The organism is Streptomyces sp. NPDC021225 (genome assembly GCF_044332865.1).
In the GTDB taxonomy this organism is placed as follows: Bacteria; Actinomycetota; Actinomycetes; order Streptomycetales; family Streptomycetaceae; genus Streptomyces.
Window position 1 is genome coordinate 43,859 of the sequence record NZ_JBIRPV010000013.1, and the last position, 23,368, is coordinate 67,226.

Genomic DNA, 23,368 nt, shown 5'->3' on the forward strand with positions numbered 1-23,368 from the left:
GCGCCAGCTCTTGCAGTTGATGATCCACTCCATCTACTCCAACAAGGACGTCTTCCTCCGGGAGCTCATCTCCAACGCGTCCGACGCGTTGGACAAACTGCGGCTGGAAGCGCTCCGAGGCGAGGAGTTGCGGGCGGACACCTCCGATCTGCACATCGAGATCGAGGTGGACGACGAGCACCGCACGCTGACCGTGCGCGACAACGGCATCGGCATGTCGCATGACGACGTGGTCCAGCTCATCGGGACCATAGCCAAGTCCGGCACCGCCGAGTTCCTGCGCGAACTGAAGGAGTCGAAGGAGGGGGCGAAGGACGCCGCGGCTCCGGACGATCTCATCGGGCAGTTCGGCGTCGGCTTCTACTCCGGCTTCATGGTGGCCGACCAGGTCACGCTGGTGACGCGGCACGCGACGGAGAGCCAGGGCACCCGCTGGGACTCCACCGGCGAGGGCACCTACACGATCGAGGCGGTCGACGAGGCGCCCCAGGGCACCTCCGTGACCCTGCGGCTGAAGCCGGAGGACACCGAGGACCACCTCTACGACTACACCTCCCCGCGGAAGATCAAGGAGATCGTCAAGCGATACTCCGACTTCATCACCTGGCCCATCCGCATGGCCGCCGAGTCCACGGCCGCGGACACGGCCGTGGACGCCGCCTCGGACACCGCCTCGGACAAGGAAGAAGAGGCCGAGCCCGCCGTCGAGCCCGAGACGCTCAACTCGATGAAGGCGCTGTGGGCGCGCTCCAGGGACGAGGTCTCCGACGACGAGTACCACGAGTTCTACAAGCACATCAGCCACGACTGGAACAACCCGCTCGAGACCATCCGCATGCAGGCGGAGGGGACCTTCGAGTACCAGGCGCTGCTGTTCATCCCGTCCCAGGCGCCGCTGGACCTGTTCATGCGGGAGCGCAAGCGCGGTGTGCAGCTCTACGTCAAGCGCGTGTTCATCATGGACGACTGCGAAGAGCTCATGCCGGAGTATCTGCGCTTCGTCAAGGGCGTCGTCGACGCGCAGGACCTGTCGCTGAACGTGTCCCGCGAGACCCTCCAGCAGGACCGCCAGATCCAGCTGATGCGCCGGCGCCTGGTCAAGAAGGTGCTGTCGACGGTCAAGGACATGATGTCCGCCAACGCCGAGGGCTACGCCACGTTCTGGCGGGAGTTCGGCCGCGCCGTCAAGGAAGGCCTCCTCGACGACTTCGACAACCGCGACGCGATCCTGGAGATCTCCTCCTTCGCCTCGACCCACGACGCGGAGCGGCCCACCACCCTGCGGCAGTACCTGGACCGCATGAAGGAGGGCCAGCAGCACATCTACTACGTGACGGGCGAGTCGCGCTCGATCATCGAGAGCTCGCCCCACATGGAGGCCTTCCGGGCCAAGGGCTACGAGGTGCTGCTGCTCACCGACCCGATCGACGAGATGTGGATCGGGTCCGTGCCGGAGTTCGACGGCAAGCAGTTCCAGTCGATCGCCAAGGGCGAGGTCGACCTCGACACCGAGGAGGAGAAGAAGGAGGGCGAGGCCGAGCGCGAGCAGCGGCAGAAGGACTTCGCCGAGCTGCTGTCCTGGATGACGAAGACCCTGAGCGAGCAGGTGAAGGAGGTGCGGCTGTCCTCCCGGCTGACCACCTCGCCCGCCTGCATCGTCGGTGACACCCACGATGTCACCCCGGCGCTGGAGAACATGTTCCGCGCCATGGGCCAGGACATGCCCCAGATCAAGCGCATCCTCGAACTCAACCCCACGCACCCGCTGGTGACCGGCCTGCGCGAGGCCCACGGCGCGAACGCGGAGGGGGACGGTCTTGCGGAGACGGCCGAGCTGATCCACGGCATGGCGCTGCTCGCCGAGGGCGGCGAGCTGAGCGACCCGGGGCGCTTCATCACGCTGATGGCGGACCGGCTGCAACAGACGCTGTAGCGCGGAAACCGGGTGAGGGGCGGGTCCGGCCGGACCCGCCCCTCACCCGCGTCACTCCTCCGTGAGCGCGAGCGTGTCCAGGATCGACTGCCCGTACTTGGCCAGCTTGTTCTCGCCGACACCGCTGACCGTGCCGAGCTCCGCCAGGGTGCCGGGCGACAGCGTCGCGATCTGGCGCAGCGTGGCGTCATGGAAGATCACATACGCCGGGACGCCCTGCTCCTTGGCGGTGGCCGCGCGCCATGCCCGCAGCCGCTCGAACACCGGCACCGCCTCCGGCGCCAGATCGGCCGGAGCGGCGGCGGCGCGGCCGGACTTGCCGGACGAGGACGCCTTCGCGGCCCGGGGCGCCCGCTCCGGCTCGCGCCGCAGCATCACCTGGCGCTGCCCGCCCAGCACCTCGCCGCTCATCTCGGAGAGCACCAGCGTGCCGTAGTCGCCCTCCACGGCGATCAGCCCCTGGGCGAGCAACTGGCGCACCGCGCCCCGCCATTCGGCCTCGCGCAGCTCCGTGCCGATCCCGAACACGGACAGGGAGTCGTGGTCGAACTGGATCACCTTGGCGGTCTTCTTGCCGAGCAGGATGTCGATCAACTGACCGGCGCCGAACTTCTGGTTCCGCTCCCGCTTGAGCCGCACCACCGTGGACAGCAGCTTCTGCGCGGCGACGGTGCCGTCCCAGGACTCCGGGGGCGTCAGACAGGTGTCGCAGTTGCCGCACGCGGTGCTCGGCTGGCCGAAGTACGCGAGCAGCCCCACACGACGGCACTCGACCGTCTCGCACAGCGCCAGCATCGCGTCGAGATGGGCGGCGAGGCGGCGCCGGTGGGCCGCGTCACCCTCAGAGCCGTCGATCATCTTGCGCTGCTGCACGACGTCCTGGAGGCCGTACGCCAGCCAGGCGGTGGAGGGCTGCCCGTCCCGCCCGGCCCGGCCGGTCTCCTGGTAGTAGCCCTCGACCGACTTGGGCAGATCCAGATGGGCGACGAACCGCACATCGGGCTTGTCGATGCCCATGCCGAACGCGATCGTGGCGACCACGACCAGCCCGTCCTCCCGCAGAAACCGCGCCTGGTTCTCGGCCCGGGTCCGGGCGTCGAGCCCCGCGTGGTACGGCAGCGCCGCGATCCCGTTCTGCACCAGGAACTCGGCGGTCTTCTCGACCGAGGCCCGGGACAGGCAGTAGATGATGCCCGCGTCCCCCGGGTGCTCGGTGCGCAGCAGCTCCAGCAGCTGGCGCTTGGGGTCGTTCTTGGGCGCGATGCGGTACTGGATGTTGGGCCGGTCGAAGCTGGCCACGAAGTGGCGGGCGTCCTGGAGCTTCAGCCGCGAGGCGATCTCGGCGTGGGTGGCCTCGGTGGCCGTCGCGGTCAGCGCGATACGGGGTACGTCGGGCCAGCGCTCGTGCAGCTCGGACAGGGCCAGATAGTCGGGCCGGAAGTCATGGCCCCACTGGGCCACACAGTGCGCCTCGTCGATGGCGAACAGCGAGATCGAGCCTCGGCCCAGCAGCGAGAGCGTCGACTCCACCCGCAGCCGCTCCGGCGCGAGGTACAGCAGGTCCAGCTCGCCCGCGAGAAACTCCGCCTCGACCAGCCGCCGCTCGTCCAGGTCCTGGGTGGAGTTGAGGAACCCCGCCCGCACGCCGAGCGCCCGCAGCGCGTCGACCTGGTCCTGCATCAGCGCGATGAGCGGCGAGACGACGACCCCGACGCCCTTCCTGACCAGCGCGGGGATCTGGTAGCACAGCGACTTGCCGCCGCCCGTCGGCATCAGGACCAGCGCGTCGCCCCCGGCGATCACATGGTCGATGATCTCCTGCTGATCGCCCCGGAACGAGTCGTAGCCGAAGACCCGGCCGAGGACGCGCAGCGCGTCGCTCGCGCCGCTCGGGACCGGCTCTCTTGTGTCCGGGCCGCCGGGGTCCGGGTCGCCGATGTCACCGTTCGTGAGGGGATCGTTCTCGGGGAGAGGCACCCGGCGAGTCTAGTAGGCCGAAAAGGTGGATCGTGCCGGGCGGCGGCCGCCCGCGGGGGCCGGTTGGGGATGGCTGTGGGTGGGCAATGTGGCCGTGAGGCATGTGGGATCGTCATGCCCGCGTCAACAACCGCGCGGCGTAGCCGCATATCGATACAGCCCTTACCCCACGAGGAGGCCGATCGTGAGATCAAGCAAGGCTCTGCGCGCATTACCCGCCGTCGCGGTGGCGGTGCTCGCCCTGGCGGGCGGCCAGGCGGTGGCGGCGCCCGCGTCCGGGTCAGGGTCGGCGCAGCAGCACGCCATCGCCGCGAGGGTGCTGACGTACGACGCGTCCCAGGCCGCGGAGTTCAAGGACGCCGTCACCAAGGGCGCCGCGATCTGGAACGACAGCGTGGCGAACGTGGACCTGAAGCCGGTCGCCTCGGGCCAGCGGGCGAACATCCGCATCATCGCGGACAACGGCTGGCCGCGCACCGCCACGTCCAGCCTGGGCAGCGGCACGATCTACTTCGGGCGGCAGGCCGTCGACGAGGGCTACAACACCGTGCGGATCTCGTCCCACGAGTTCGGCCACATCCTGGGGCTGCCCGACATGAAGCCGGGCCCCTGCTCGAGCCTGATGTCCGGCTCCACGGCCGGCATCCCGTGCACCAACCCCAACCCCAACGCGGCGGAGAAGGCCGAGGTCGAGGACAACTTCGCCGGCGCGCTCACGGGTGCGGCGGCCACCCGCGACCTCCTGTTCGTGGACTGACCCCCACGCGGGCCGGGAGCCCCCCTCCCGGCCCGCAGCCGCCTGGCCGTCGGCCGGCGGATCTTGACGCCTGCGGCGGCCACGCTGCGGAGCGGTAGCCCCAGACCGCGGGGGTCCAGGGGCGAAGCGCCTGGTTGCGGGAAGGGGCGGGGAGGGGAAAGATCCTTCGGACACCCCTACCCGTCGGCCGGCGGTGGGGGGCCCGTGGTGCCGCGGACCACGAGGGTCGGGGACACCGTCATCAGCACGGACCGCGTGCGGCCCTCGATGCGCTCCAGGAGCAGCCGCGCCGCCGTCGTGCCCATCAGGCCGCCCGCCTGGTCGACGCTGGTGAGGCGGACGGGCGCGAGCGCGGCGACGGCCGTGTTGTTGTAGCCCACCAGCGAGAAGTCCTCGGGGATGCGCAGCCCCAGCTCGCGCGCGGCGCGGAAGACCCCCATCGCGGCCACGTCCGCACCTCCGAAGACGGCGGTCGGCCGGTCCGCCGCGGACAGCAGCTCCATCCCGGCCCGGTAGCCGCCCTCCTCGGAGAACGCGGTCATGGCGACCCGCGCCAGGTCCTGGAGGCCGTGTCGCCGCATCGCCTCGTGGTAGCCGCGGCGCTGGACCCGCTCGGGCGTGCCCGACCAGCCGCTGCCCCGGTTGCCGTGGGTGGAGGTCAGGGCGATCCGGCGGTGGCCGAGCCGGACCAGGTGGTCGATCACCAGGCCCGCGCCCAGGGCGTCGGCGTCGACGACCGAGTCGTGCTCCTCGGCCAGGTCGTGGTGGCCGATCACCACCGTGGGCACGGTGGCCGCCGTGCGCAGTACCTCGGTGCGGGGGAAGCCGGGGCCGATGAGGATCAGCCCGTCCATCTGCCGGTCCACCAGCGCCCGGGCCAGTCTGGTCTGGTCCTCCTCGTCGAAGCCGGCCGCGCCGATCAGCACCTGGTAGTCGCCGCCTCGCAGCTCGGTGTTGACACCGTCGAGGATGTCGGCGAAGAAGGCGTTGCGGATGTTGTCCAGCAGGACGCCGATCGTGTACGTCCGGCCGCGCATGCCGCGGGCGGCGGCGTGCGGGCGGTAGTCGAGCTCGGCCATGGCGGAGCGCACGCGCTCGTGCATGGCGGGGCTCACGCCGTAGGCGTTGCGCAGCACCTTGGACACGGCTGACGTCGAGACCCCGGCGTGCTGTGCGACATCCGTGATCGTCACGCGGCGCCGGCCGCTCGTGCGGGCCATGGGTTCTCTCTCTCCGGTGTCCTGTGAAACGGTCTACGTCCGCCACTGTACGCCGTCGAAGGGAACCCACCCTCCATGATCGCTGGACCTTGGATTTCGCATCGTTATCTGCCCGTGACTTGACCCCCGCACCCCCCGAGCCCCACGGTTGAGTCGTTTCAATTCGGAGAACGTTCTACACACGCTTCTACACGTCAATGAGGACGGGAGCGACCGGATGACCATGCATCAAGAGACCCAAGGATCCTCGGCCGAGGCCGAGGCCGAGGGCACCATCAGCCGTCAGCAGTGGAAATGGTCGGTCCTGGCCGGCATGGCCTCGTACCTGGACGCCGGGTCGATCGTGGCGCTGGGCGCGGGCCTGGCGCTCTTCCAGGACGAACTCAATCTCAGCGACTCGGGCCTCACCGGCGTCGGCGCGCTCGCGGCCATCGGCCCCAACGCCATCGGCGCGGCGGTCGGGGCCTTCATCGGCGGGCGGCTCGGCGACAAGCTCGGCCGCAAGCGGATCTACCAGTGGGACCTGCTGGTGTACGCGGCCGCGATCCTGTTGATCGCGCTCGCCGTCAACCCGGCGATGCTGTTCATCGGCACCTTCGTGGTGGGCGTGGCGGTGGGCGCCGACGTGCCGACCTCGCTGGCGCTGGTGGGGGAGTTCTCGCCGGCCAGGGCCCGGGGCAAGCTGCTCGGGTTCACCCAGGTCGCCTGGAACGTCGGGCCGTTGATCGTGCTCCTGCTGGCGTTCGCGCTCTCCCCGCTGGATCTGCTGGGCATCCGCATCGTCTTCCTCCATCTGTTCGTGGTCGCGCTGATCACCTGGGCGCTGCGCAGAGGGATGACCGAGTCGGCGGTGTGGAAGGCCGCGGCGAGCAAGGCGGGCAAGGCGGGCGAGGGTGCGGCCGCCGCGGCGGCCGGGGTGCGGCAGCTGTTCCGCGGGGCGCACCTGAAGGCGCTGCTGTGGACCGGGAGCTTCTACCTGTTCTGGAACCTGGCCGCGGGCACCGCCGGGCTGTTCACCCCGTACATGGTCAAGAACCTGGGCGCGGGCGGCCAGGGGACCAGCGTGGCGCTGTCCTGTGCCGGGTTCGGCGTCGGCATCGCCGCGACGGTCCTGGTGTTCATGCCGCTGACCGACCGCGACCACCGCACCCGCCGGATGCTGTGGGCCGTCGGAGCGGTGATGCAGATCATCGCCTACGCGCTCTTCCTGTGGTTCCCCTTCACCGTGCCGACGATCCTCCTGAACACCTTCCTGTTCGGCGTGGGGGCCTCGCTGGCCGGTGAGGCGTTCTACAAGACGTTCAGCCAGGAGCTCTTCCCGACCATGCTGCGCGGCACCGCCCAGGGCTTCACCTTCGGCACGGCGCGCACCTGCCTCGGCATCTGGAGCTACTTCGTGCCCCACCTCGCCGACTCGGGGATCACCACCATCGCGGCCCTGCTGACCACGTTCCTGGTCATCAGCGGCGGCATCGGGTACTTCTTCATGCCGGACACGGCCGGGAAGTCCCTGGACGCGATCGAGGCCGAGCGCCGGGCGGCGGTGTGACGGACGCAGCACGTGAACTGCTCTCCCGGTTCACCGACCCCGCACCCGAATACGGGCCGCTGCCGATCTGGTGGTGGAGCGGTGCGAAGGTGACCCGGGAGCGGCTGCGGCGGCAGATGGCGGAGCTGACCTCCCAGGGCATCCGGCAGGCCGTGGTGATGTGCCTCGCGCCGACCGGACCGACCTTCGGCTCGCTGGCGGACGACCCGCCATATCTGAGCGCGGAGTGGCTGCGGCTGCTCGACGGGGCCTGCGCGGACGCCGACGAGCTGGGGTTCAGCCTCTGGATGTACGACCAGATCGGGTTCTCGGGCGCCAACTTCCAGGGGCAGCTGACCGCCCGCAACCCGGAGTTCGCCGGGCTCGCCCTCCACCGTACGAGCGTAACGGCGGAGGGTGGCGAGACCGTGGTGCGGCCCCCGACCGGCCACACCGCGCTCGCGGCGTACGCCGTCCCCATGCGGGACGGCGGCGCCGCGGCCGGGCGGGTCGCGGTGCCGATCACCGGCGGCGCGGCCCGCTGGAGCGGCGGCCCGGCCCAGGTCACCCTGGTGCACAGCGGGGTCAGCGGCTTCGACTACTTCGGCGAGGCCGCCTGCGCGGCGCTGCTCGACCGGGTGCACGGCACGCTCGAACGGCACGTCGGAAAGTGGTTCGGCCGCTCCATCGGCGGCTTCTTCCAGGACGAGCTGCCCGCCCTGCCCACCTGGGGCCGCGACTTCGCGGCGAGCTTCGCCGAGGTGTACGGCTACGACCTGGTTCCCGAGCTGTGGGCGCTGTGGGAGGGCGAGGACCCGCATGCCGCGCGGGTGCGCCGCGACTACCACGAACACCGCGCCCGGCTGGGCCGCCGGGCCTTCTTCGACCCCCAGGAGGCGTTCTTCGCCCGGCACGGCCTGGTCTGCGGCTTCGACCAGCCCTCGCCGGCCCGCGAGGGCGACCCGGTGGGCGGGGTGCGGGTGTACGGCGACTACCAGGGCACCCACGCCGGATACGGGGCGCCGGGTAGCGACCACTGGGGCGACGCCAAGGTGCACAGCTCGATGGCGCACGCGCTCGGTCACGGGCGCACCTGGATCGAGGCGTTCCACTCCTCCGGCTGGGGCGGCACGCTGGAGGAGACCTACGACTGGCTCGCGCCCTTCCTGCGCCGGGGCGCCACCCTCTACGACCCGCACGCGGTCTACTACAGCACCGTCGGCGGCTGGTGGGAGTGGGCGCCGCCGTCCACCTGCTGGCGCCAGCCGTACTGGCCGTCGTACCACGTGTTCGCCACCGCCGTGGCGCGGCTGTGCGCCGTGCTGACCGAGGGCGCCCATGTGTGCGACACGGTCCTGCTGTCGCCGACCACGGCCGCGCAGGCGTATCTCACGCTGGACGGGCCGCTGGCGCCGGCGGCCGAGGCGGGCCGCCTCTACCACGAGCTCAACGGCGTCAACTGCTGGTTCGCCGAGCGCCGCGGGGTGCTGGAGCGCGCGGGACTCGACCACGACACCTTGGACGAGAACACGCTGGCGGGCGGCGAGGTGACCGCCGACGGGGCGGGCGCCGCCCTGATCATCGGCCAGGAGCGCTATCGCACCGTGGTGCTGCCCGGACCGCTCGCCCTGCACGCCGCGGCGGCCCGCACCCTGGTCCGCTTCGCGGCGGCGGGCGGGCGGGTGGTGTGCGTGGCCCGGGCGCCCGAACTGTTCCCCGGCGGCTCCGACGACGACGGCGCGGAGGCCGCGCGGCTGTTCGCCGACGCCGTCGCGCGGGGCCTGGTCACCGTCGTCGAGAGCGCCGAGCAGGTGCCCGGCGCGGTGGCCCGGGGCCCCGTGCGGGTCACCGCCGACGCCCCGTACCTGCTCCGCCGCCACCGCGACGCGCTGGTCCTCACCCTCATCGCGCACGACGACCGCAGCGGCACCAAGGCGCCGATCGTCGCCTTCCCCATGGGCGACTGGCCCACCGACGGCTTCTCCTGGGAGCGGTACTGGGAGCAACTGCGCACCGAGGGCTACGACTTCGTGCCCGCCGACGGCCGCACCGCCCGGGTGCGTCTGGAGGGCCAGGACCGGCCGCGCGCCCAGCGCTGGGACCCGGGCACCGGGGACCGCACCGAGCTGGCCGTGACCCGGGCGCCGGACGGGGCCTGGCTCCTGGAGGTGCCGTTCGAGGACGGGGCGGTGGCGCTGGTGGTGCTCGCCGAGGAACTGCCGGAGCCCACCCGCGCCCCGCTCGGCCCGGCCACCGGGACCGTCCCGCTGCCCGGCCCCTGGCGCGGGCTGGCCACCTCCACCCTGGACAACGGCGACGGGGATCTCGCGGCGGCGCACCGCACGGGGGTGCTGCCCATCGAGGTGTGGCGGCTGGAACACCTGGCACCCCTGGCACCCCTGGCACCCCTGGCACCCCTGGCACCCCTGGCACCCCTGGAACCTGAGGCCGCCGAGCGGGGCTGGTCGCCCGTCACGGCCGGATTCGGCCCGTTCGCGCTGGTCAGAGGCCCGGACTCGGAGACGTGGCGGCCCGCGGTGTGGTCGCTGTCGCGCGGCATCCCCGACGATCCGCTGCACGACGAGCGTCTTGGCCCCAAGGGATATGTCCCCGAGGAGTTCCTGGACTGGCGCGCCGTCCCGGCGGGCGGCCGGGTCGCGGTCCGTACGCACCTGACCCTCCCCGACCGCGCCGGGCTGCACCTCGCGGTCGGCGCGGGCGCGGCGCGCCGGGTGCTGCTCGACGGCGCGGAGCTGCCCGCGGCGGGGGAGGGGTACCGCACCTTCAGCCCGCTGCCGCCGTCCGCCCGCGGCCGCACCGTCGCCCTGGAGATCGAGCTGACCGCCGTCGAGGACGGGCCGGTGCGCGCGTCCTTCGCGGTGGTCGGCGACCCGGACGCCTTCCGCCGCCCCGAGTGGCTGGAGGCCGGGGACGGCTCGGTCCCCGGCCGCACCCACGAACTGACGCTGCGCGCCCGACTGGACCGCGTCCCGGACGACACGGTCGTCCAGGTCGCCGCCGACGGCGCGTGCGCCGTGCTGGTCAACGGCGTCGAGGTGGGCCGCCAGGGCGACTTCAACCCGTATCCGGGCCACCGCGACATCCGCGTCCACCCGTACGACCTCGGCGAGCTGCTGCGCGTCGGCGAGAACACCCTCACGCTGCGGGTCACCGACGCGGGCACCGCCCCGACCGGCGCGGCCCTCGACTCGGCCCCGGCGGCGCGCGGCGGCCTCGGCTGGATCAGCGGCAGCAGCGGCAGCAGCGGCAGCAGCGGCGGCAGCGACGGCTGGGAGGCGAGCCGCGACGGCGCGCCCGTGCCGCTGCGGCCGCGCACCTCCACCGGGGGCCGCGACCCCCGGTGGATCTGCGCCTGGGCCCGCCCCCACCCGCTGCCCGGCGCCCACTGGCTGGAGCCGGCCGCCGCCCCCGGCGACGGCGGTGGCGGTGGCGTCGAGCTGCTCGTCCCTGACCTGGCGCCCGGCCCCGAGCGCGTGGAGTGGCTGCGCTTCCCGGCCCCGCTCGGCACGACGGCGCTGCGCGTCCCCACCCCGCTCAAGGTCACGGTCCTGGTCGAGGGCCGGGAGTACGCGACGGACGGCGACGGGTGGGTAAGGCTGCCCGCCCCGCTGGCCGCCGCCACCCCGGTGCTGCTCAAGGTGGTCGCGGTGGACGGCCGCCGGGGCGGCGCGCTGCTCGACGCGGCGATCGAGGCCGAGGTCGCCGAGGCCGAGGTGGAGCTCGCCGCCTGGGAGGAGCTCGGCCTGCGCGCCCTGGGCGGACGGGTCCGCTACCGCACCACCGCCCGGCTGCCGCAGGCCCCGGCCGGGCGGACCCTCCTCGACCTCGGGGAGGTCCGCGGCACCGCCGAGATCCACGTCAACGGCACCCTCGTCGGCCGCCGGGTGTGGGGGCCGTGGGCGGTCGAGGTCACCGACGCCCTGAGGGCGGGCGACAACGACATCGAGATCGTGGTGAGCGGCACGCTCGCCGGGTATCTCGACGACGCCTCGCCGACCCGCGCGGTCGCGGCGGGCCAGGTACGCACGGGCCTGTTCGGCCCGGTCCGACTCATCCGGTCCGACTCGTAAGGCCGGTCCGACTCGTAAGGAAGGTAAGCAGCGTTGCAGGTCACCACACCGGTCTTTGAACACCACCGGGAGCCGCTGGGCATCGGCGAGGCCGAGCCCCGGCTGAGCTGGCACACCGTCACCGACGCCGAGAGCTGGCAGCAGACCGCGTACGAGGTGCGGGTGTGCGCCGAGGACGGCACCGAACTCGCCGCCCCGACGCGGGTGGAGTCCGCGGAGTCCGTGCTCGTCCCCTGGCCCGGCCCGGCGCTGCGCTCGCGGCAGCGGGTGGCCGTGAGCGTCCGCGTCTGGGGCACCGGCGGCGACGGACCCTCCGAATGGTCCGAGCCCGCCCACGCCGAGGCCGGGCTCCTGCTGCCCGAGGACTGGACGGCCCGCCCCATCACGTCCGGCCGGCCCCAGGCGGACGGCCCGCACCCGGCCGACCTGCTGCGCCGCGAGTTCACCGTCCGCGGCCCGGTGACGGCCGCGCGGCTGTACATCACCGCCTGCGGCGTGTACGAGGCCGAGCTCAACGGCGTACGGGTCGGCGACCACGTACTGGCCCCGGGCTGGACCTCGTACGCCCACCGGCTGCGCTACCACACCTTTGACGTGACCGACCTGCTCCGCGAGGGCGCGAACGCCGTCGGCGCGCTGCTGGGGGAGGGCTGGTACGCGGGCCGCATCGGCTTCAACGGCGGGCGGCGCGCAATCGGGGGCGAACAGACCGCACTGCTGGCCCAGTTGGAGATCCGGTACGCCGACGGAACGCGCGAGACTGTGGCCACCGACCCCGGCTGGCGGGCGGCCACCGGCCCCCTGCTGCGCTCGGAGATCTACGACGGCGAGGTGTACGACGCCCGCCTGGAGCGCGACGGCTGGTCCCGCCCCGGCCATGACACCACCGGCTGGAGCCCGGTCGAGCAGGCCGACCCGCCGGCCGGGGAGCTGGTGGCGCCGACCGGCCCGCCGGTCAGGCGCGTCCAGACCCTGGCGCCGACCGAGGTGATCACCACCCCGTCGGGCCGTACCGTCCTGGACTTCGGCCAGAACCTGGTGGGGCGGCTGCGCATCACGGTCAGCGGCCCGGCCGGGCACACCGTCACCCTGCGCCACGCCGAGGTGCTGGAAGGCGGCGAGCTGGGGGTGCGGCCGCTGCGCGAGGCCGAGGCCACCGACGTCTACACCCTGCGCGGCGGGGGCACCGAGACCTACGAACCGCGGTTCACCTTCCACGGCTTCCGCTACGCCGAGATCACCGGCTGGCCGGGGCCGCTGGACCCGGCGGATGTGCAGGCTGTGGTGGTGCACACCGACATGGCGCGCACCGGCTGGTTCTCCTGCTCCGAGCCGCTGGTGGAGCGGCTGCACGAGAACGTCGTATGGAGCATGCGCGGCAACTTCCTGGAGGTCCCCACCGACTGCCCGCAGCGCGATGAACGCCTGGGCTGGACCGGCGACATCCAGGTGTTCGCGCCGACCGCCACCTTCCTCTACGACTGCTCCGGCATGCTCGCCGGCTGGCTGCGCGACCTGTCAGCCGAACAGCTGGCCCACCCCGAGCAGGTGCCGCCGCTGGTGGTGCCCGACGTCATACCGCCGGAGTTCGAGCCCTTCCCTCGGGCGCAGGCCGTATGGGCGGATGTCGCGGTGCTGCTGCCGTGGGTGCTCCACCAGCGCTTCGGCGACCTGGGGCTGCTGCGTGACCAGTACCCCAGCATGCGCGCCTGGGTGGAGACCGCCGCCCGGTACGCGCGCGAAGGCGGCGGGCTGTGGCGCGACCACCACCACCTGGGCGACTGGCTCGACCCGACGGCCCCGCCGGACCGCCCGGAAGTCGCCCGTACGGACGGCGATCTGGTGGCGGGCGCCTATCTGGTGCGCTCGGCCGAGGTGCTGGCCGAGACCGCCCGGCTGCTGGGCGAGACGGACGACGCGCTCCGCTACGAGGCGTTGGCGAAGGAGGCGCGGTCGGCCTTCCAGGAGGAGTTCCTGACCCCGGCCGGACGGCTGTCCTCCGACGCCCAGACCGCCTACGCGCTGGCGCTGTGCTTCGCCCTGCTGCCGACCGAGCGGCAGCGGGCGGGGGCCGGGGCGCGGCTGGCCGCGATCGTGCGGGACGCGGACTTCCGGATCGCCACGGGCTTCGCGGGCACCCCGCTGATCTGCGACGCGCTGTGCGTGGCCGGTGAGCCCGAGCTGGCCTACCGGATGCTGCTGGAGCGGGGCTGCCCGTCCTGGCTGTACCCGGTCACCATGGGCGCGACCACCATCTGGGAGCGCTGGGACTCCATGCTCCCGGACGGCACCATCAACCCGGGGGAGATGACCTCCTTCAACCACTACGCCCTCGGCGCCGTGGCCGACTGGCTGCACCGCACCGTCGCCGGGCTGGCCCCGGCCGCCCCCGGCTGGCGGCGGCTGCGGATCGCGCCCGTCCCCGGCGGCGGGCTCGACCACGCGAAGGCCGCCCATCTGACGCCGTACGGGCGGGCCGAGGCGGGCTGGCGTTACGAGCGTGGCGAGAGCGACAGCGGTCATCGGCTGGTCGTCGAGGTGCTGGTGCCGCCGAACACCCGGGCCGAGGTCCAGCTGCCGGGCGACGACGAGCCGTTCGAGGTGGGCTCGGGGCGGCACGTCTTCAGACGGTGACCACGTCCACCTCGGACAGGGCCCGGAAGGGCGCGAGCTGGTCATCGGTGGCGCCGCTGTCGGTGACCAGCGTCCAGGGCGCGGTGAGCGGGGCCCAGGCGGTGAAGGGCGACTGACCGAGTTTGCTGCTGTCGGCCAGTACGTACACCTGCCCACCGCGCTGGGCCATCAGCTCCTTGAGCGCGGTCTGCTGAAGGCTGGCCTCGCAGATGCCGAGCTCCGCGTCGAGGCCGTCGGCGCCCAGGAACACCTTGTCCGCGGTGAGGCGGGAGAGGGTCAGCTCGGCGAGCGGGCCGACGAAGCCCTGGCTGACATGGCGCAGCGTCCCGGCGAGCGTGATCAACTCGACGCCGTCAGCCTCGGCCAGCTCCCGCAGGGCCGTCAGCCCGCTGGTGATGACGGTGAGCTCGGTCCGGCCGCGCAGATGGTGGGCGAGCCGCCCGGTGGTGGTGCCGGCGTCCAGGATGACGGTGTCCCCCTGCGCGATCCGGGCGGCCGCCCAGCGCCCGATGCGATCCTTCTCGGCCACGGCCAGGCCGCTGCGCTGCCCGAGGGTCGGCTCGGCCGTGTGCCCCGCGCTCATCGCGCCGCCGTACGTGCGGGCGATGGTCCCCTGCTCGGTGAGCAGGGCGAGGTCCCGGCGGATCGTGGACGGGGTGACCTCCAGGGAGTGGGCCAGCTCCTCGACGACCACGGTCCCGTCGGTCTGGATCATGCGGGCGATCAGTGCCCGGCGGTCCTGGGCCCGCAGCCTTCCGCGGTCCTCCGCTCCGGTCGGTGCGGCCGACGTGCGTGATGTGCGCGAACTTGCCGGACTCATGCCTGTCTTCCTCTCCGTGACTGGCCGCGATTGGCGGGTCACCTTATCAGGCTGCGCATTCTGCGCCATTCCTCTCGGTCGTGGTGCTAAGTCTTGCGTGTTGCGTGCAATTATGCGAGCGTTTCGCTCATAACACGCACGAGGTGGGGAGATCTGATGAGAGAAGCTGGCAATATGACCAATCCCCCCGCCCACTTCGCGGCCCGCCTGCGCGCACGCCGGCGGATCCTCGGCTACTGGGTCGTCCTCGACAATCCGGTCGGCACCGAACGCCTGGCCGGGCTCGGCTACGACTACGTCTGTGTGGACGCCCAGCACGGGCTCCTCGACTACAAGGGCACCCTCGGCGCGATGACCGCCATCGACGCGCGCGGCACCAGCGCCGGCATGGTCCGGGTCCCGGCCAACGACGGCTTCTGGATCGGCCAGGCCCTCGACGCCGGCGCCCGCGGTGTGATCGTCCCCCTGGTCAACACCGCCGAGGAGGCGGCCGCCGCCGTCAGCGCCTGCCGCTACCCGCCGCACGGCGTCCGCAGCTACGGGCCGATGCGCTCGGGGCTGCGGGTGGGCCCGGCCCCGGCCGAGGCCAATGAGCAGGTCGCCTGCATCGTGATGATCGAGACCGCCCAGGCGCTCGGCAACACCGAGGAGATCTGCGCGACCGAGGGGCTCGACGGCGTCTACATCGGCCCCTCCGACCTGACCATCGCCCTCGGCGGGAGCACCTCCACCGACACCTCGGTCGCCGAGGAGTTCGAGGCGGCGCTCACGAAGGTGGCCGAGGCGGCGAAGGCCGCGGGCATCGCGGCCGGGATCCACTGCCCGAACGGCGCCACGGCCGCCAAGCGGCTCGCCCAGGGCTTCACCTTCGCCACGGTCAGCAGCGACCTGGTCCACCTGGAGCAGGCCGCGGCCGCCCATCTGCGCGACGCCCTCGGCTGACCGCCACCCGCACCCCGCCCCCGCGCGGGGGCGGGGCCGCTCCGTCAGCGGGCGGGTCGTGGGGCGGACACCTCACCGGCGAGGTCGGTCAGCAGCCACTTCTCCATGTGCTGTCCGTCGACGCCCTGGCTCAGCAGGAACATGAGCTTGGTGTACACGGCTTCGAACGTCATGTCCTCCGCGCCGATGGCGCCCGCCCGCCGCAGAAACTCCCCGGCGGCGTACCTCCCCAGATCGACCCGCGCCCGCAGGGACTGGCTCACCACGACCACCGGCGTGCCCCCCGACACCAGCTCGCCGACCGCCTCGGGCAGCCCCTCCTCCTCACCGGGCCCCTCCCCGGCCCCATAGGTACGGAAGATCACCGCGCTGGGGCGAGGGGTCGTCATGGCGCGAAAGCGCTCCGCGCTCATGCCGGGCACGGCGGTGATGACGGCGATGTCGTGCCCCCGGTACGGCAGCGGGTTCTTCCAGCCCTGCGGACGCGCCAGGGGATCGGGCTCCTCCCGCACACTCCCCGAACGCCATTCCAGAGGTTCGGCATGGGGGCTGGCGAAGCCGCGCATGTCCAGCGCCGACACCTTGGTGGCCCGGGCGCCCGCGAGCAGCACGCCGTCGAAGAACAGCGCGACCGACGCGAACGCCCCCGATATCACCGCCTCGACGGCGCCCAGCACATTGCCGGGCGCGTCCGACCCCGCCATCCCGAAAGGCACCTGAGCGCCGGTGAACACCACCGGCCTGCCGAAGTCGGTGAGGGCGTACGAAACGCCCGCCGCCGAGTGGGCGAGTGTGTTGGTGCCGTGGAGGACCACGAACCCGTCGTACTCGTCCCGGTGGCGGCGCAGGTGGTCCACCATCTGCTGCCAGTCGGCCGGGGTGACGTTCGACGAGTCGATGGTGCGGTGGAACTCGCTGAACCCGGACGACACGTCCAGACCGCTGTCGCGCAGCAGCGCGGCGATCTCTCCCCGCACATCGGCCCCGGGCTCCAGGCCCCGGGGCGAGCCGACCATCCCAAGGGTGCCCCCGGTGTAGAGGAACTGAATCCGAGCTCGGTCGGGCATGCCACATGTCTCCTTGTCGGGGGGAAGAAGTCGGACTCTACGTCACCGCGCTCGCGGGTCCTACGCGTGGCGGGGTCCGGCCGATCGCCAGGCCTCGACGAGGGAGTGGACCGAGGGGAAGCGGCGCTCCGGGGCGGCGGAGGTCGCCGTCCCGACGACCTCCAGTTGCGCGGCCGTCCCGCGCCACTGCCTCTCCTGGTCGCCGGCGTCCAGGAGCAGACGGAGCGCCCGGCCCAGCGCGAAGACCGTGGTCCGGATGTCGATCACCGCTCCGCGCACGAACTCCTCCGGCGCCATGTAGCGCGTGGACCCGGGCAGCCGGTCCGCCTCCAGGACGAAGGGGCCCGCCCGGTACTCGTCCATGTCGCACAGCATCATGCGGTGCTCGTCGAAGTCGTACAACATGCATCCGTCATAGAGGTCGACCGCGACGAATCCCGCTTCCTCCACGGCGAGATGGGCGGACAGGAGAGAATCCAGCGCCGTGTGAATCCGGGCCAGAGGCTGGGCCCTGAACCGTGCCATCGGGCTGCCGGGAGCCGCCCGGCCCCCACGGCGTGAGAGCGTCGGGTGGTAGAGCACCTCGCCGCTCATCCAGGGGTGAACCAGTACGAGGCCGTCGCCCGTGGTGAAGGAGTGCACCAGGGGCACGATGGCCATTTCTGCGCCAGGTCGCATGAGACTCGCGCTACGCGCCCTCCACGCGCAGGGGGATGCTCGCCAGGCCGGGCCGCCGCGGCAGCACCACCGTGCGCAGGGCCACCGCGGGGGCCAGCAGCCGGGACGGCGGCGCGGTCAGATGCGTGACGTCGCGGAAGGCGGCGCCGACCACCGGGTCATGCGTCGCCCGGGCCGCCAGCCGCCCGAAGTACCAGGTCTGAAGCCGCTCGGCCGCCCCCGGCGAGGTGTCGTCGGCCCCCGCGGCGTAGGGGCGGTCCGCGCCCACGGCGGTCAGCCACGCGGTCTCGCCCGCCCGGGCGACGGCACGCTGGGCCATGGCCGCGAAGCCGGGGCGGCGCAGACCGCCGTCGGCCACGCACTCGCGCAGGGCCAGTCCGCTCAGCATGGCCACCGACATGCCCTGCCCGTAGATCGGGTTGAAGGTGCAGGCGGCGTCCGACACCGCGAGGAAACCCTCCGGGACCCCGCCCTGAGCGTGGTAGTCGCGGCGGCGGTTGGCCGTGTCGCGGTAGGCGTACGGCGGGGACACCGCCTCGCAGGTCCTGAGGTGGTCCAGCAGATACGGCTCGTCGAGCGAGGCCACGAAGTCGGGCACCTCGGAAGCGTCGGTGGGCGGGTGATGGCCGCGCACCCCGGCCAGGGTCAGCAGCCAGTTGCCGCCCTCGACGGGCGACCACGCCGCGCCGCGCGGGAGAGCGGGCCTGGGTTCGAGGACCACGGCCGTGCGCAATGGCTCGGCGGGCCGGAACATCTGGGTGGAGTAGCCGATTCCGGCGTCGATCACCTCCTCGCGCGGCGCCCGGCGGCCGAGCTCCGCCAGCCACCGCGGGGCGCGCGAGCCGCGCCCGGAGGCATCGACGACCAGATCGGCGGGCAGCTCCCGCTCGGCGTGCCCGGTGTCGCGCGAGCGCACCCGTAACCCGGTCACCCGGTCCGCGCCGCCGAGGAGCCCGACCGCCTCCCACGCCTCCAGCACCTCCACCCGGGTCCCGGACCCCGCGGCCTCGGCGAGGAGCTGGGCCCGCACGGTGGCGTCCAACAGCGGGCGGGTGCAGCTGATCACGGCGTGTCTGCCCTCGTGAAGGCGGCGGTGCCAGCCGTTCGGGGTCCTGGTGAGCACATCGCGCGGCGCCTCCATGCGGTGCGCGCCGGCCGCCTCCAGCTCCGCGATGGCCCCGGGGAGCAGCCGCTCCAGGGCGCGCTGGCCGCCGGAGAGGAAGACGTGCAGATGGCGGCCCTGGGGCACCCCTTTGCGGAAGACGGGCTGCTCCGGGTAGCGGTCGCGCTCGATCACGGTGACCGAGTCCACGTGCCCGAGCAGCGCCGCCACCGCGAGCGTCCCGGCCAGGCCGCCGCCCACCACCACCGCGTCGCCGCTCATGCCGCACCCCTCCCTTGCATCCGGAGATCGGAGATCAGTACGGCCCAAGCCTGGGGTGCCGGGCTCGGGCCGTCAACGGCGCGTGGTGGCAGGCCTGTTGCTGTCTCAGGGTTCGACGACGATCTTCCGCCCCTGCCCCGACCGGAACTGTTCGAGCGCCTGCGGGTACCGCTCCAGCGGCAGCCGGTCGCTGATGAACACCTTCGGGTCGAGCACCCCGGTCGCGAACAGCTGGGCGGCGCGCTCGTAGCTGTGCAGCACGGCCATGGAGCCGGTGATGGTGATCTCCTGGTTGTAGATCTTGTACGGCTCGATGACGGCCTTGGTCGCGTAGTCGGAGACCCCGAACTGGAGGAAGGTGCCCGCCTTGGCGACACGGCCGAGCCCGTCCTGGATCGCGGCCTGGTTGCCGGTCGCGTCGATCACCACGTCCCAGCCGCGCGGCTGGTCCAGCTCGTCGGCCGAGGCGGCGGAGCGGCTGCACCCGAGCAGATTCGCGGTGGCGAGCCGCTCGGAGTTGATGTCCAGCACGTCCACGCTCGCGGCCCCGGTCCGCTTGGCCAGCTCCAGCATCATCAGGCCCATGGTGCCCGAGCCGTAGATCAGCACCTCGTTGCCCATGCGGCTGTTCAGCACGTCGTAGCCGCGCACCGCGCAGGACAGCGGCTCGATGAGCGCCGCGTCCGCGACGTCCACATGCTCGGGCAGCCGTACGCAGTTGGCCACCGGCGCCACGGCGAACTCCGCGGCGCCGCCGGGCACGCTGACGCCGATGGCGTTCCAGCGGTCGCACAGGTTTCCCCGGCCGATACGGCAGTAGCGGCACTCGTGACAGTAGAGGGAGGGATCGACGGCGACCCGGTCGCCGACGGCCACCTCGGTGACCTCGCTGCCGATGCCGACGACCTCACCGGCGAACTCATGGCCGGGGACGATCGGCAGGGTGGGGGCGAACTCCCCCTGGAGGATGTGCAGATCGGTGCCGCACAGTCCGCACGCCGCCACATCCACCACGACCTCGCGCGGCCCGGGGGTCGGGTCGGGGACGGTGGCGACGGTGACCTTGCCGGGGGCTTCGATGACGGCGGCCCTCATTTGACTGCTCCTAGCGACAGGCCCTGGACCAGCTTGTCCTGGGCGGCGAAGCCGGCGGCGAGCACCGGCAGGGAAATCACGATCGAGGCCGCGCACACCTGCGCCAGGAACAGGCCCTGACTGGTGACGAAGCTTGTCAGGAACGCCGGCGCGGTCTGTGCCACCACGCCGGTGAGCACATTGGCGAACAGCAGTTCGTTCCAGCTGAAGATGAAGCAGATCAGCGAGGTGGCGGCGATACCGGGCCCGGCGATCGGGGCGACGACCCTGAGCAGTACGGTCGGCAGCTTCGCCCCGTCCATCTGGGCCGCCTCGATGATGGACACCGGGATGTCGGAGAGGAAGGACTGCATCATCCACACCGCGATCGGCAGGTTCATCGAGGTGTAGAGGATGACCAGCAGCCAGATGTTGTCCAGGAAACCGGTGTTCTTGGCGAACAGATACACCGGCAGCAGCCCGGCCACCACCGGAAGCATCTTGGTGGACAGGAAGAAGAACATCACATCCGTCCACTTGCGCACCGGTCGGATGGACAGCGCGTACGCCGCGGGCAGTGCCAGCACCAGTACGAAGAGGGTGGAGAACAGGCTGGCGCCCAGCGAGTTGAGCAGCGGCGGCCAGGGATCGGCCCCGCCGTTCACCCCGAAGAACTCGCGGTAGCCGTCGAGGGTGAGCGGGGCGGCCAGGGAGGGCGGGTTGGTGGCGGCGTCGGCCTCGGAGTGGAACGAGGTCAGCAGCATCCAGGCGACGGGCAGGACGAAGACGATGCCGGTCAGCCAGGCCAGCAGGCCCAGCGCGGCGCCGCGGCGGCGGGCCTTGCGGGCGGCCGGGGGGACGGCGGTCACGGGGGCCGCCGGGGCCGTGGCGGTCAAGGAGGTCATGCGCGGGACGCCTCCTCACGGAACAGGGACGACACCACGCGCAGCGCGAAGGTGGCGATGATGATCGTGCCGATCACCACCAGCACACCCGCGGCGGATGCCTGCCCGTACTCGTGGGCGTTGTAGAAGGTCTCGTAGATGGTGTACGGGAGGTTGGCCGTGTCCAGCCCGCCTCGGGTGATGGTGAACACCGCGTCGAAGTTCTGCACGATGTAGATGGAGCCCAGCAGGGTGCCCAACTCCAGATAGCGCCGCAGATGCGGCAGGGTCAGATAGCGGAAGATCTGCCAGTTGCTCGCGCCGTCCAGCCGGGCCGCCTCGATCATCTCCAGGGGGCGGCCCTGCAGTCCGGCCAGCAGGATCAGCATCATGAACGGTGTCCACTGCCACACCAGCGAGGCCTCGACCGCGAACATCGGCATATCGGAGACCCATTCCGGCTGCGGCGGGTTGTCCACGCCGAACAGATCGCCCACCCAGCTGAGTACGCCGTTGAACAGCCCGTACTCCGGGTTGTAGAGCGCGTGCTTCCACAGCAGCGCGGACGCCACGGGCACCAGCAGGAACGGCGCGATGAGCATGGTGCGCACCAGGCCCCGGCCGCGGAACTTACGGTCCATCAGCAGCGCCAGCATCAGCCCGAGCACGACGCTCACGATGACCACGGTCGCGGTCAGCAGCACGGTGGTGACGATCGACTCGCGCAGCGCCTCGTCGCTCACCGCCGAGGTGTAGTTGGACAGGCCGGTGAACGCGCGCTCGTCGGGCTTGAGCGAGTTCCAGTCGAAGAGGGAGATCACCAAGGTCGCCACGAACGGCAGCTGGGTGACCGCGATCAGAAAGATCAGGGCGGGCATCAGCGGCGCCCGGGTGGCCCAGGCACGGGCCGCCTTGGGCTTCCGCGGGGCGCGCCGGGGCGGGGCGGCCACGGTCGGGGGCGGTTCGCTGCGCACGGGTGTCGCCGTGAGTGGATTAGTCATTTTGGTACTCCTCGCCCACCTTCTCGGCCAGCTTCTGAGACTTCTGCAATGCCGACTCGACGGACTGTTTTCCGGCGATGGCGGCGCTGATCTCCTGGGCGACCTTGGTCCCGAGGTCGGAGAACTCGGGGATGTCGACGAACTGGATGCCGATGGTCGGCCGCGGCTGCACCCCCGGGTCGCGCGGGTCGGCGCTGGTGATGGACTGGCGGGTGACCTCGGAGAAGGTGCCGGCGGCCTGCTGGTACTCGGCGTTGGCGTAGGTGGAGGTCCGCTTCCCCGCGGGCACGTTGGACCAGCCGAGCGTCCGGCCGACGAGCTCCTCGTACTTCTTGCTGGAGGCCCAGGAGACGAACTTCCATGCGTTGTCGCTGTTGCGGGTGGCCTTCTGCACGCCCCACGCCCAGGTGTAGAGCCAGCCGGAGCTCTTGGTCTTCACCACGGGCGCCTGGACGTAGCCGATCTTGCCCCGGACCGGGGACTTGTCGCTCTCCAGCGAGCCGGCGGCGGAGGTGGCGTCGTACCACATCGCGGTCTTGCCCTGGGTGAGGTTGTTGAGGCACTCGGCGAAGCCCGACTGGGCCGCTCCGGCCTCGCCGTGCTCGCGTACCAGGTCGACATAGAAGTTGGTGGCCGCGGTGAACTCGGGCGAGTCCAGCTGGGCCTTCCAGTCCTTGGTGAACCAGGTGCCGCCGAAGGTGTTGACGACCGTGGTGAGCGGGGCCATCAGCTCACCCCAGCCGGGCAGCCCGCGCAGACAGATGCCCTTCATCCCCTTGCGGGCGCCGTCGACCTTGGCCGCGAGGTCGGCGACCTGCTCCCAGGTGGGGCGCTCGGGCATCTTGAGCTTCTTCTCGGCGAAGATGTCCTTGCGGTACATCAGGAAGGACGACTCGCCGTAGAACGGCTGGGCGTACAGCTTGCCGTCGTCGGCGGTCAGGGACTGCCGCATCGAGGGCAGGATGTCCTTCTGGTCGAAGGCCCGGTCGTCGGAGACATGGTCGTCCAGCGGCAGCAGCCAGCCGTTCTTGGCGTAGAACGGCACCTCGAAGTTGCTGATGGTGGCGACGTCGTACTGCCCGGCCTGGTTGGAGAAGTCCTGGCTGATCTTGTCGCGGACATCGTTCTCGGGCATCACCGTGAAGTTGACCCGGATGCCCGTCTCCGCGGTGAAGTGCTTGGCGGTGAGCTTCTGGAGGTCCATCATCTGAGGGTTGTTCACCATCAGCACATTGATGGTCTTGCCACCGGAACCGCCGCCCCCCATACCGGCGCACCCCGCGAGGAGTGCCCCCGCGGCCATGGCCACGACCGGTATCCGGGCAGCACGAAGTGTCAGGATGGGCATAACAGGTCCAATCGAAGGAACAGTTGAAGA

General features: G+C 71.9%; 16 protein-coding genes. 6 read left to right on the forward strand and 10 right to left on the reverse strand.

Annotated elements, in window-relative coordinates:
• The first annotated feature begins 19 nt into the window (after positions 1–19).
• Positions 20–1,933, forward strand: coding sequence for a molecular chaperone HtpG (gene htpG / locus ACH4S9_RS38205; protein WP_385349783.1), 1,914 nt, complete (start codon positions 20–22; stop codon positions 1,931–1,933).
• 51 nt (positions 1,934–1,984) lie between these two features.
• Here the strand turns inward: htpG and recQ are convergent, their stop codons facing one another.
• Positions 1,985–3,871: a DNA helicase RecQ gene (gene recQ, locus ACH4S9_RS38210; RefSeq protein WP_398376470.1), complete on the reverse strand. Its 1,887-nt coding sequence runs from the start codon at positions 3,869–3,871 to the stop codon at positions 1,985–1,987.
• 223 nt (positions 3,872–4,094) lie between these two features.
• Between recQ and ACH4S9_RS38215 the strand changes: the two genes are divergently transcribed.
• Positions 4,095–4,667 (forward strand): snapalysin family zinc-dependent metalloprotease, encoded by a 573-nt coding sequence (locus ACH4S9_RS38215; RefSeq protein ID WP_358848066.1) that lies wholly within the window; start codon positions 4,095–4,097, stop codon positions 4,665–4,667.
• Between the two features lie 176 nt (positions 4,668–4,843).
• Here the strand turns inward: ACH4S9_RS38215 and ACH4S9_RS38220 are convergent, their stop codons facing one another.
• Positions 4,844–5,887: a LacI family DNA-binding transcriptional regulator gene (locus ACH4S9_RS38220; RefSeq protein ID WP_311726924.1), complete on the reverse strand. Its 1,044-nt coding sequence runs from the start codon at positions 5,885–5,887 to the stop codon at positions 4,844–4,846.
• Positions 5,888–6,104: 217 nt separating this feature from the next.
• Between ACH4S9_RS38220 and ACH4S9_RS38225 the strand changes: the two genes are divergently transcribed.
• The 3 genes from ACH4S9_RS38225 to ACH4S9_RS38235 are packed head-to-tail and all read left to right on the forward strand — an operon-like array spanning position 6,105 to position 14,140.
• Positions 6,105–7,436 (forward strand): MFS transporter, encoded by a 1,332-nt coding sequence (locus tag ACH4S9_RS38225; RefSeq protein ID WP_311726923.1) that lies wholly within the window; start codon positions 6,105–6,107, stop codon positions 7,434–7,436.
• Complete coding sequence (locus tag ACH4S9_RS38230) at positions 7,433–11,506, forward strand: hypothetical protein (protein ID WP_398376286.1); 4,074 nt, start codon at positions 7,433–7,435, stop codon at positions 11,504–11,506. The genes ACH4S9_RS38225 and ACH4S9_RS38230 overlap by 4 nt, the downstream gene beginning before the upstream one ends.
• A gap of 33 nt (positions 11,507–11,539) precedes the next feature.
• On the forward strand, positions 11,540–14,140 hold the full coding sequence (locus ACH4S9_RS38235) for a family 78 glycoside hydrolase catalytic domain (protein WP_398376287.1): 2,601 nt from the start codon (positions 11,540–11,542) through the stop codon (positions 14,138–14,140).
• On the opposite strand, the gene ACH4S9_RS38240 is transcribed toward ACH4S9_RS38235, so the two are convergent.
• Complete coding sequence (locus ACH4S9_RS38240; RefSeq protein ID WP_311726920.1) at positions 14,130–14,960, reverse strand: DeoR/GlpR family DNA-binding transcription regulator; 831 nt, start codon at positions 14,958–14,960, stop codon at positions 14,130–14,132. The genes ACH4S9_RS38235 and ACH4S9_RS38240 overlap by 11 nt on opposite strands.
• A 174-nt stretch (positions 14,961–15,134) precedes the next feature.
• Here ACH4S9_RS38240 and ACH4S9_RS38245 point away from each other — a divergent pair, with 174 nt between their 5' ends.
• Positions 15,135–15,902, forward strand: a complete 768-nt coding sequence (locus ACH4S9_RS38245) for an HpcH/HpaI aldolase/citrate lyase family protein (protein WP_398376289.1) — start codon at positions 15,135–15,137, stop codon at positions 15,900–15,902.
• A 44-nt stretch (positions 15,903–15,946) separates the two neighbouring features.
• Here ACH4S9_RS38245 and ACH4S9_RS38250 read toward each other — a convergent pair whose 3' ends face one another.
• The 7 genes from ACH4S9_RS38250 to ACH4S9_RS38280 form a co-directional block, all read right to left on the reverse strand.
• Positions 15,947–16,969, reverse strand: coding sequence for an asparaginase (locus ACH4S9_RS38250; protein ID WP_398376291.1), 1,023 nt, complete (start codon positions 16,967–16,969; stop codon positions 15,947–15,949).
• A 60-nt stretch (positions 16,970–17,029) separates the two neighbouring features.
• The gene (locus ACH4S9_RS38255) at positions 17,030–17,647 is read right to left on the reverse strand and encodes a hypothetical protein (protein ID WP_398376293.1); all 618 of its coding nucleotides are present in this window, start codon (positions 17,645–17,647) and stop codon (positions 17,030–17,032) included.
• 10 nt (positions 17,648–17,657) lie between these two features.
• Entirely contained in the window at positions 17,658–19,031 is a 1,374-nt protein-coding gene (locus tag ACH4S9_RS38260; RefSeq protein ID WP_385351001.1) for an NAD(P)/FAD-dependent oxidoreductase, read from the reverse strand.
• Between the two features lie 105 nt (positions 19,032–19,136).
• Positions 19,137–20,126 carry a zinc-dependent alcohol dehydrogenase family protein gene (locus tag ACH4S9_RS38265; RefSeq protein ID WP_311726915.1) on the reverse strand — a complete coding sequence of 330 codons (990 nt, stop codon included), beginning with the start codon at positions 20,124–20,126 and terminating at the stop codon, positions 19,137–19,139.
• Positions 20,123–21,010, reverse strand: a complete 888-nt coding sequence (locus tag ACH4S9_RS38270; RefSeq protein ID WP_311726914.1) for a carbohydrate ABC transporter permease — start codon at positions 21,008–21,010, stop codon at positions 20,123–20,125. The genes ACH4S9_RS38265 and ACH4S9_RS38270 overlap by 4 nt, the downstream gene beginning before the upstream one ends.
• Positions 21,007–21,990, reverse strand: coding sequence for a sugar ABC transporter permease (locus ACH4S9_RS38275; protein WP_311726913.1), 984 nt, complete (start codon positions 21,988–21,990; stop codon positions 21,007–21,009). The genes ACH4S9_RS38270 and ACH4S9_RS38275 overlap by 4 nt, the downstream gene beginning before the upstream one ends.
• Positions 21,983–23,338, reverse strand: coding sequence for an ABC transporter substrate-binding protein (locus ACH4S9_RS38280; RefSeq protein ID WP_385351006.1), 1,356 nt, complete (start codon positions 23,336–23,338; stop codon positions 21,983–21,985). Before ACH4S9_RS38280 ends, ACH4S9_RS38275 begins: the two co-directional genes overlap by 8 nt.
• Positions 23,339–23,368: the final 30 nt, after the last annotated feature.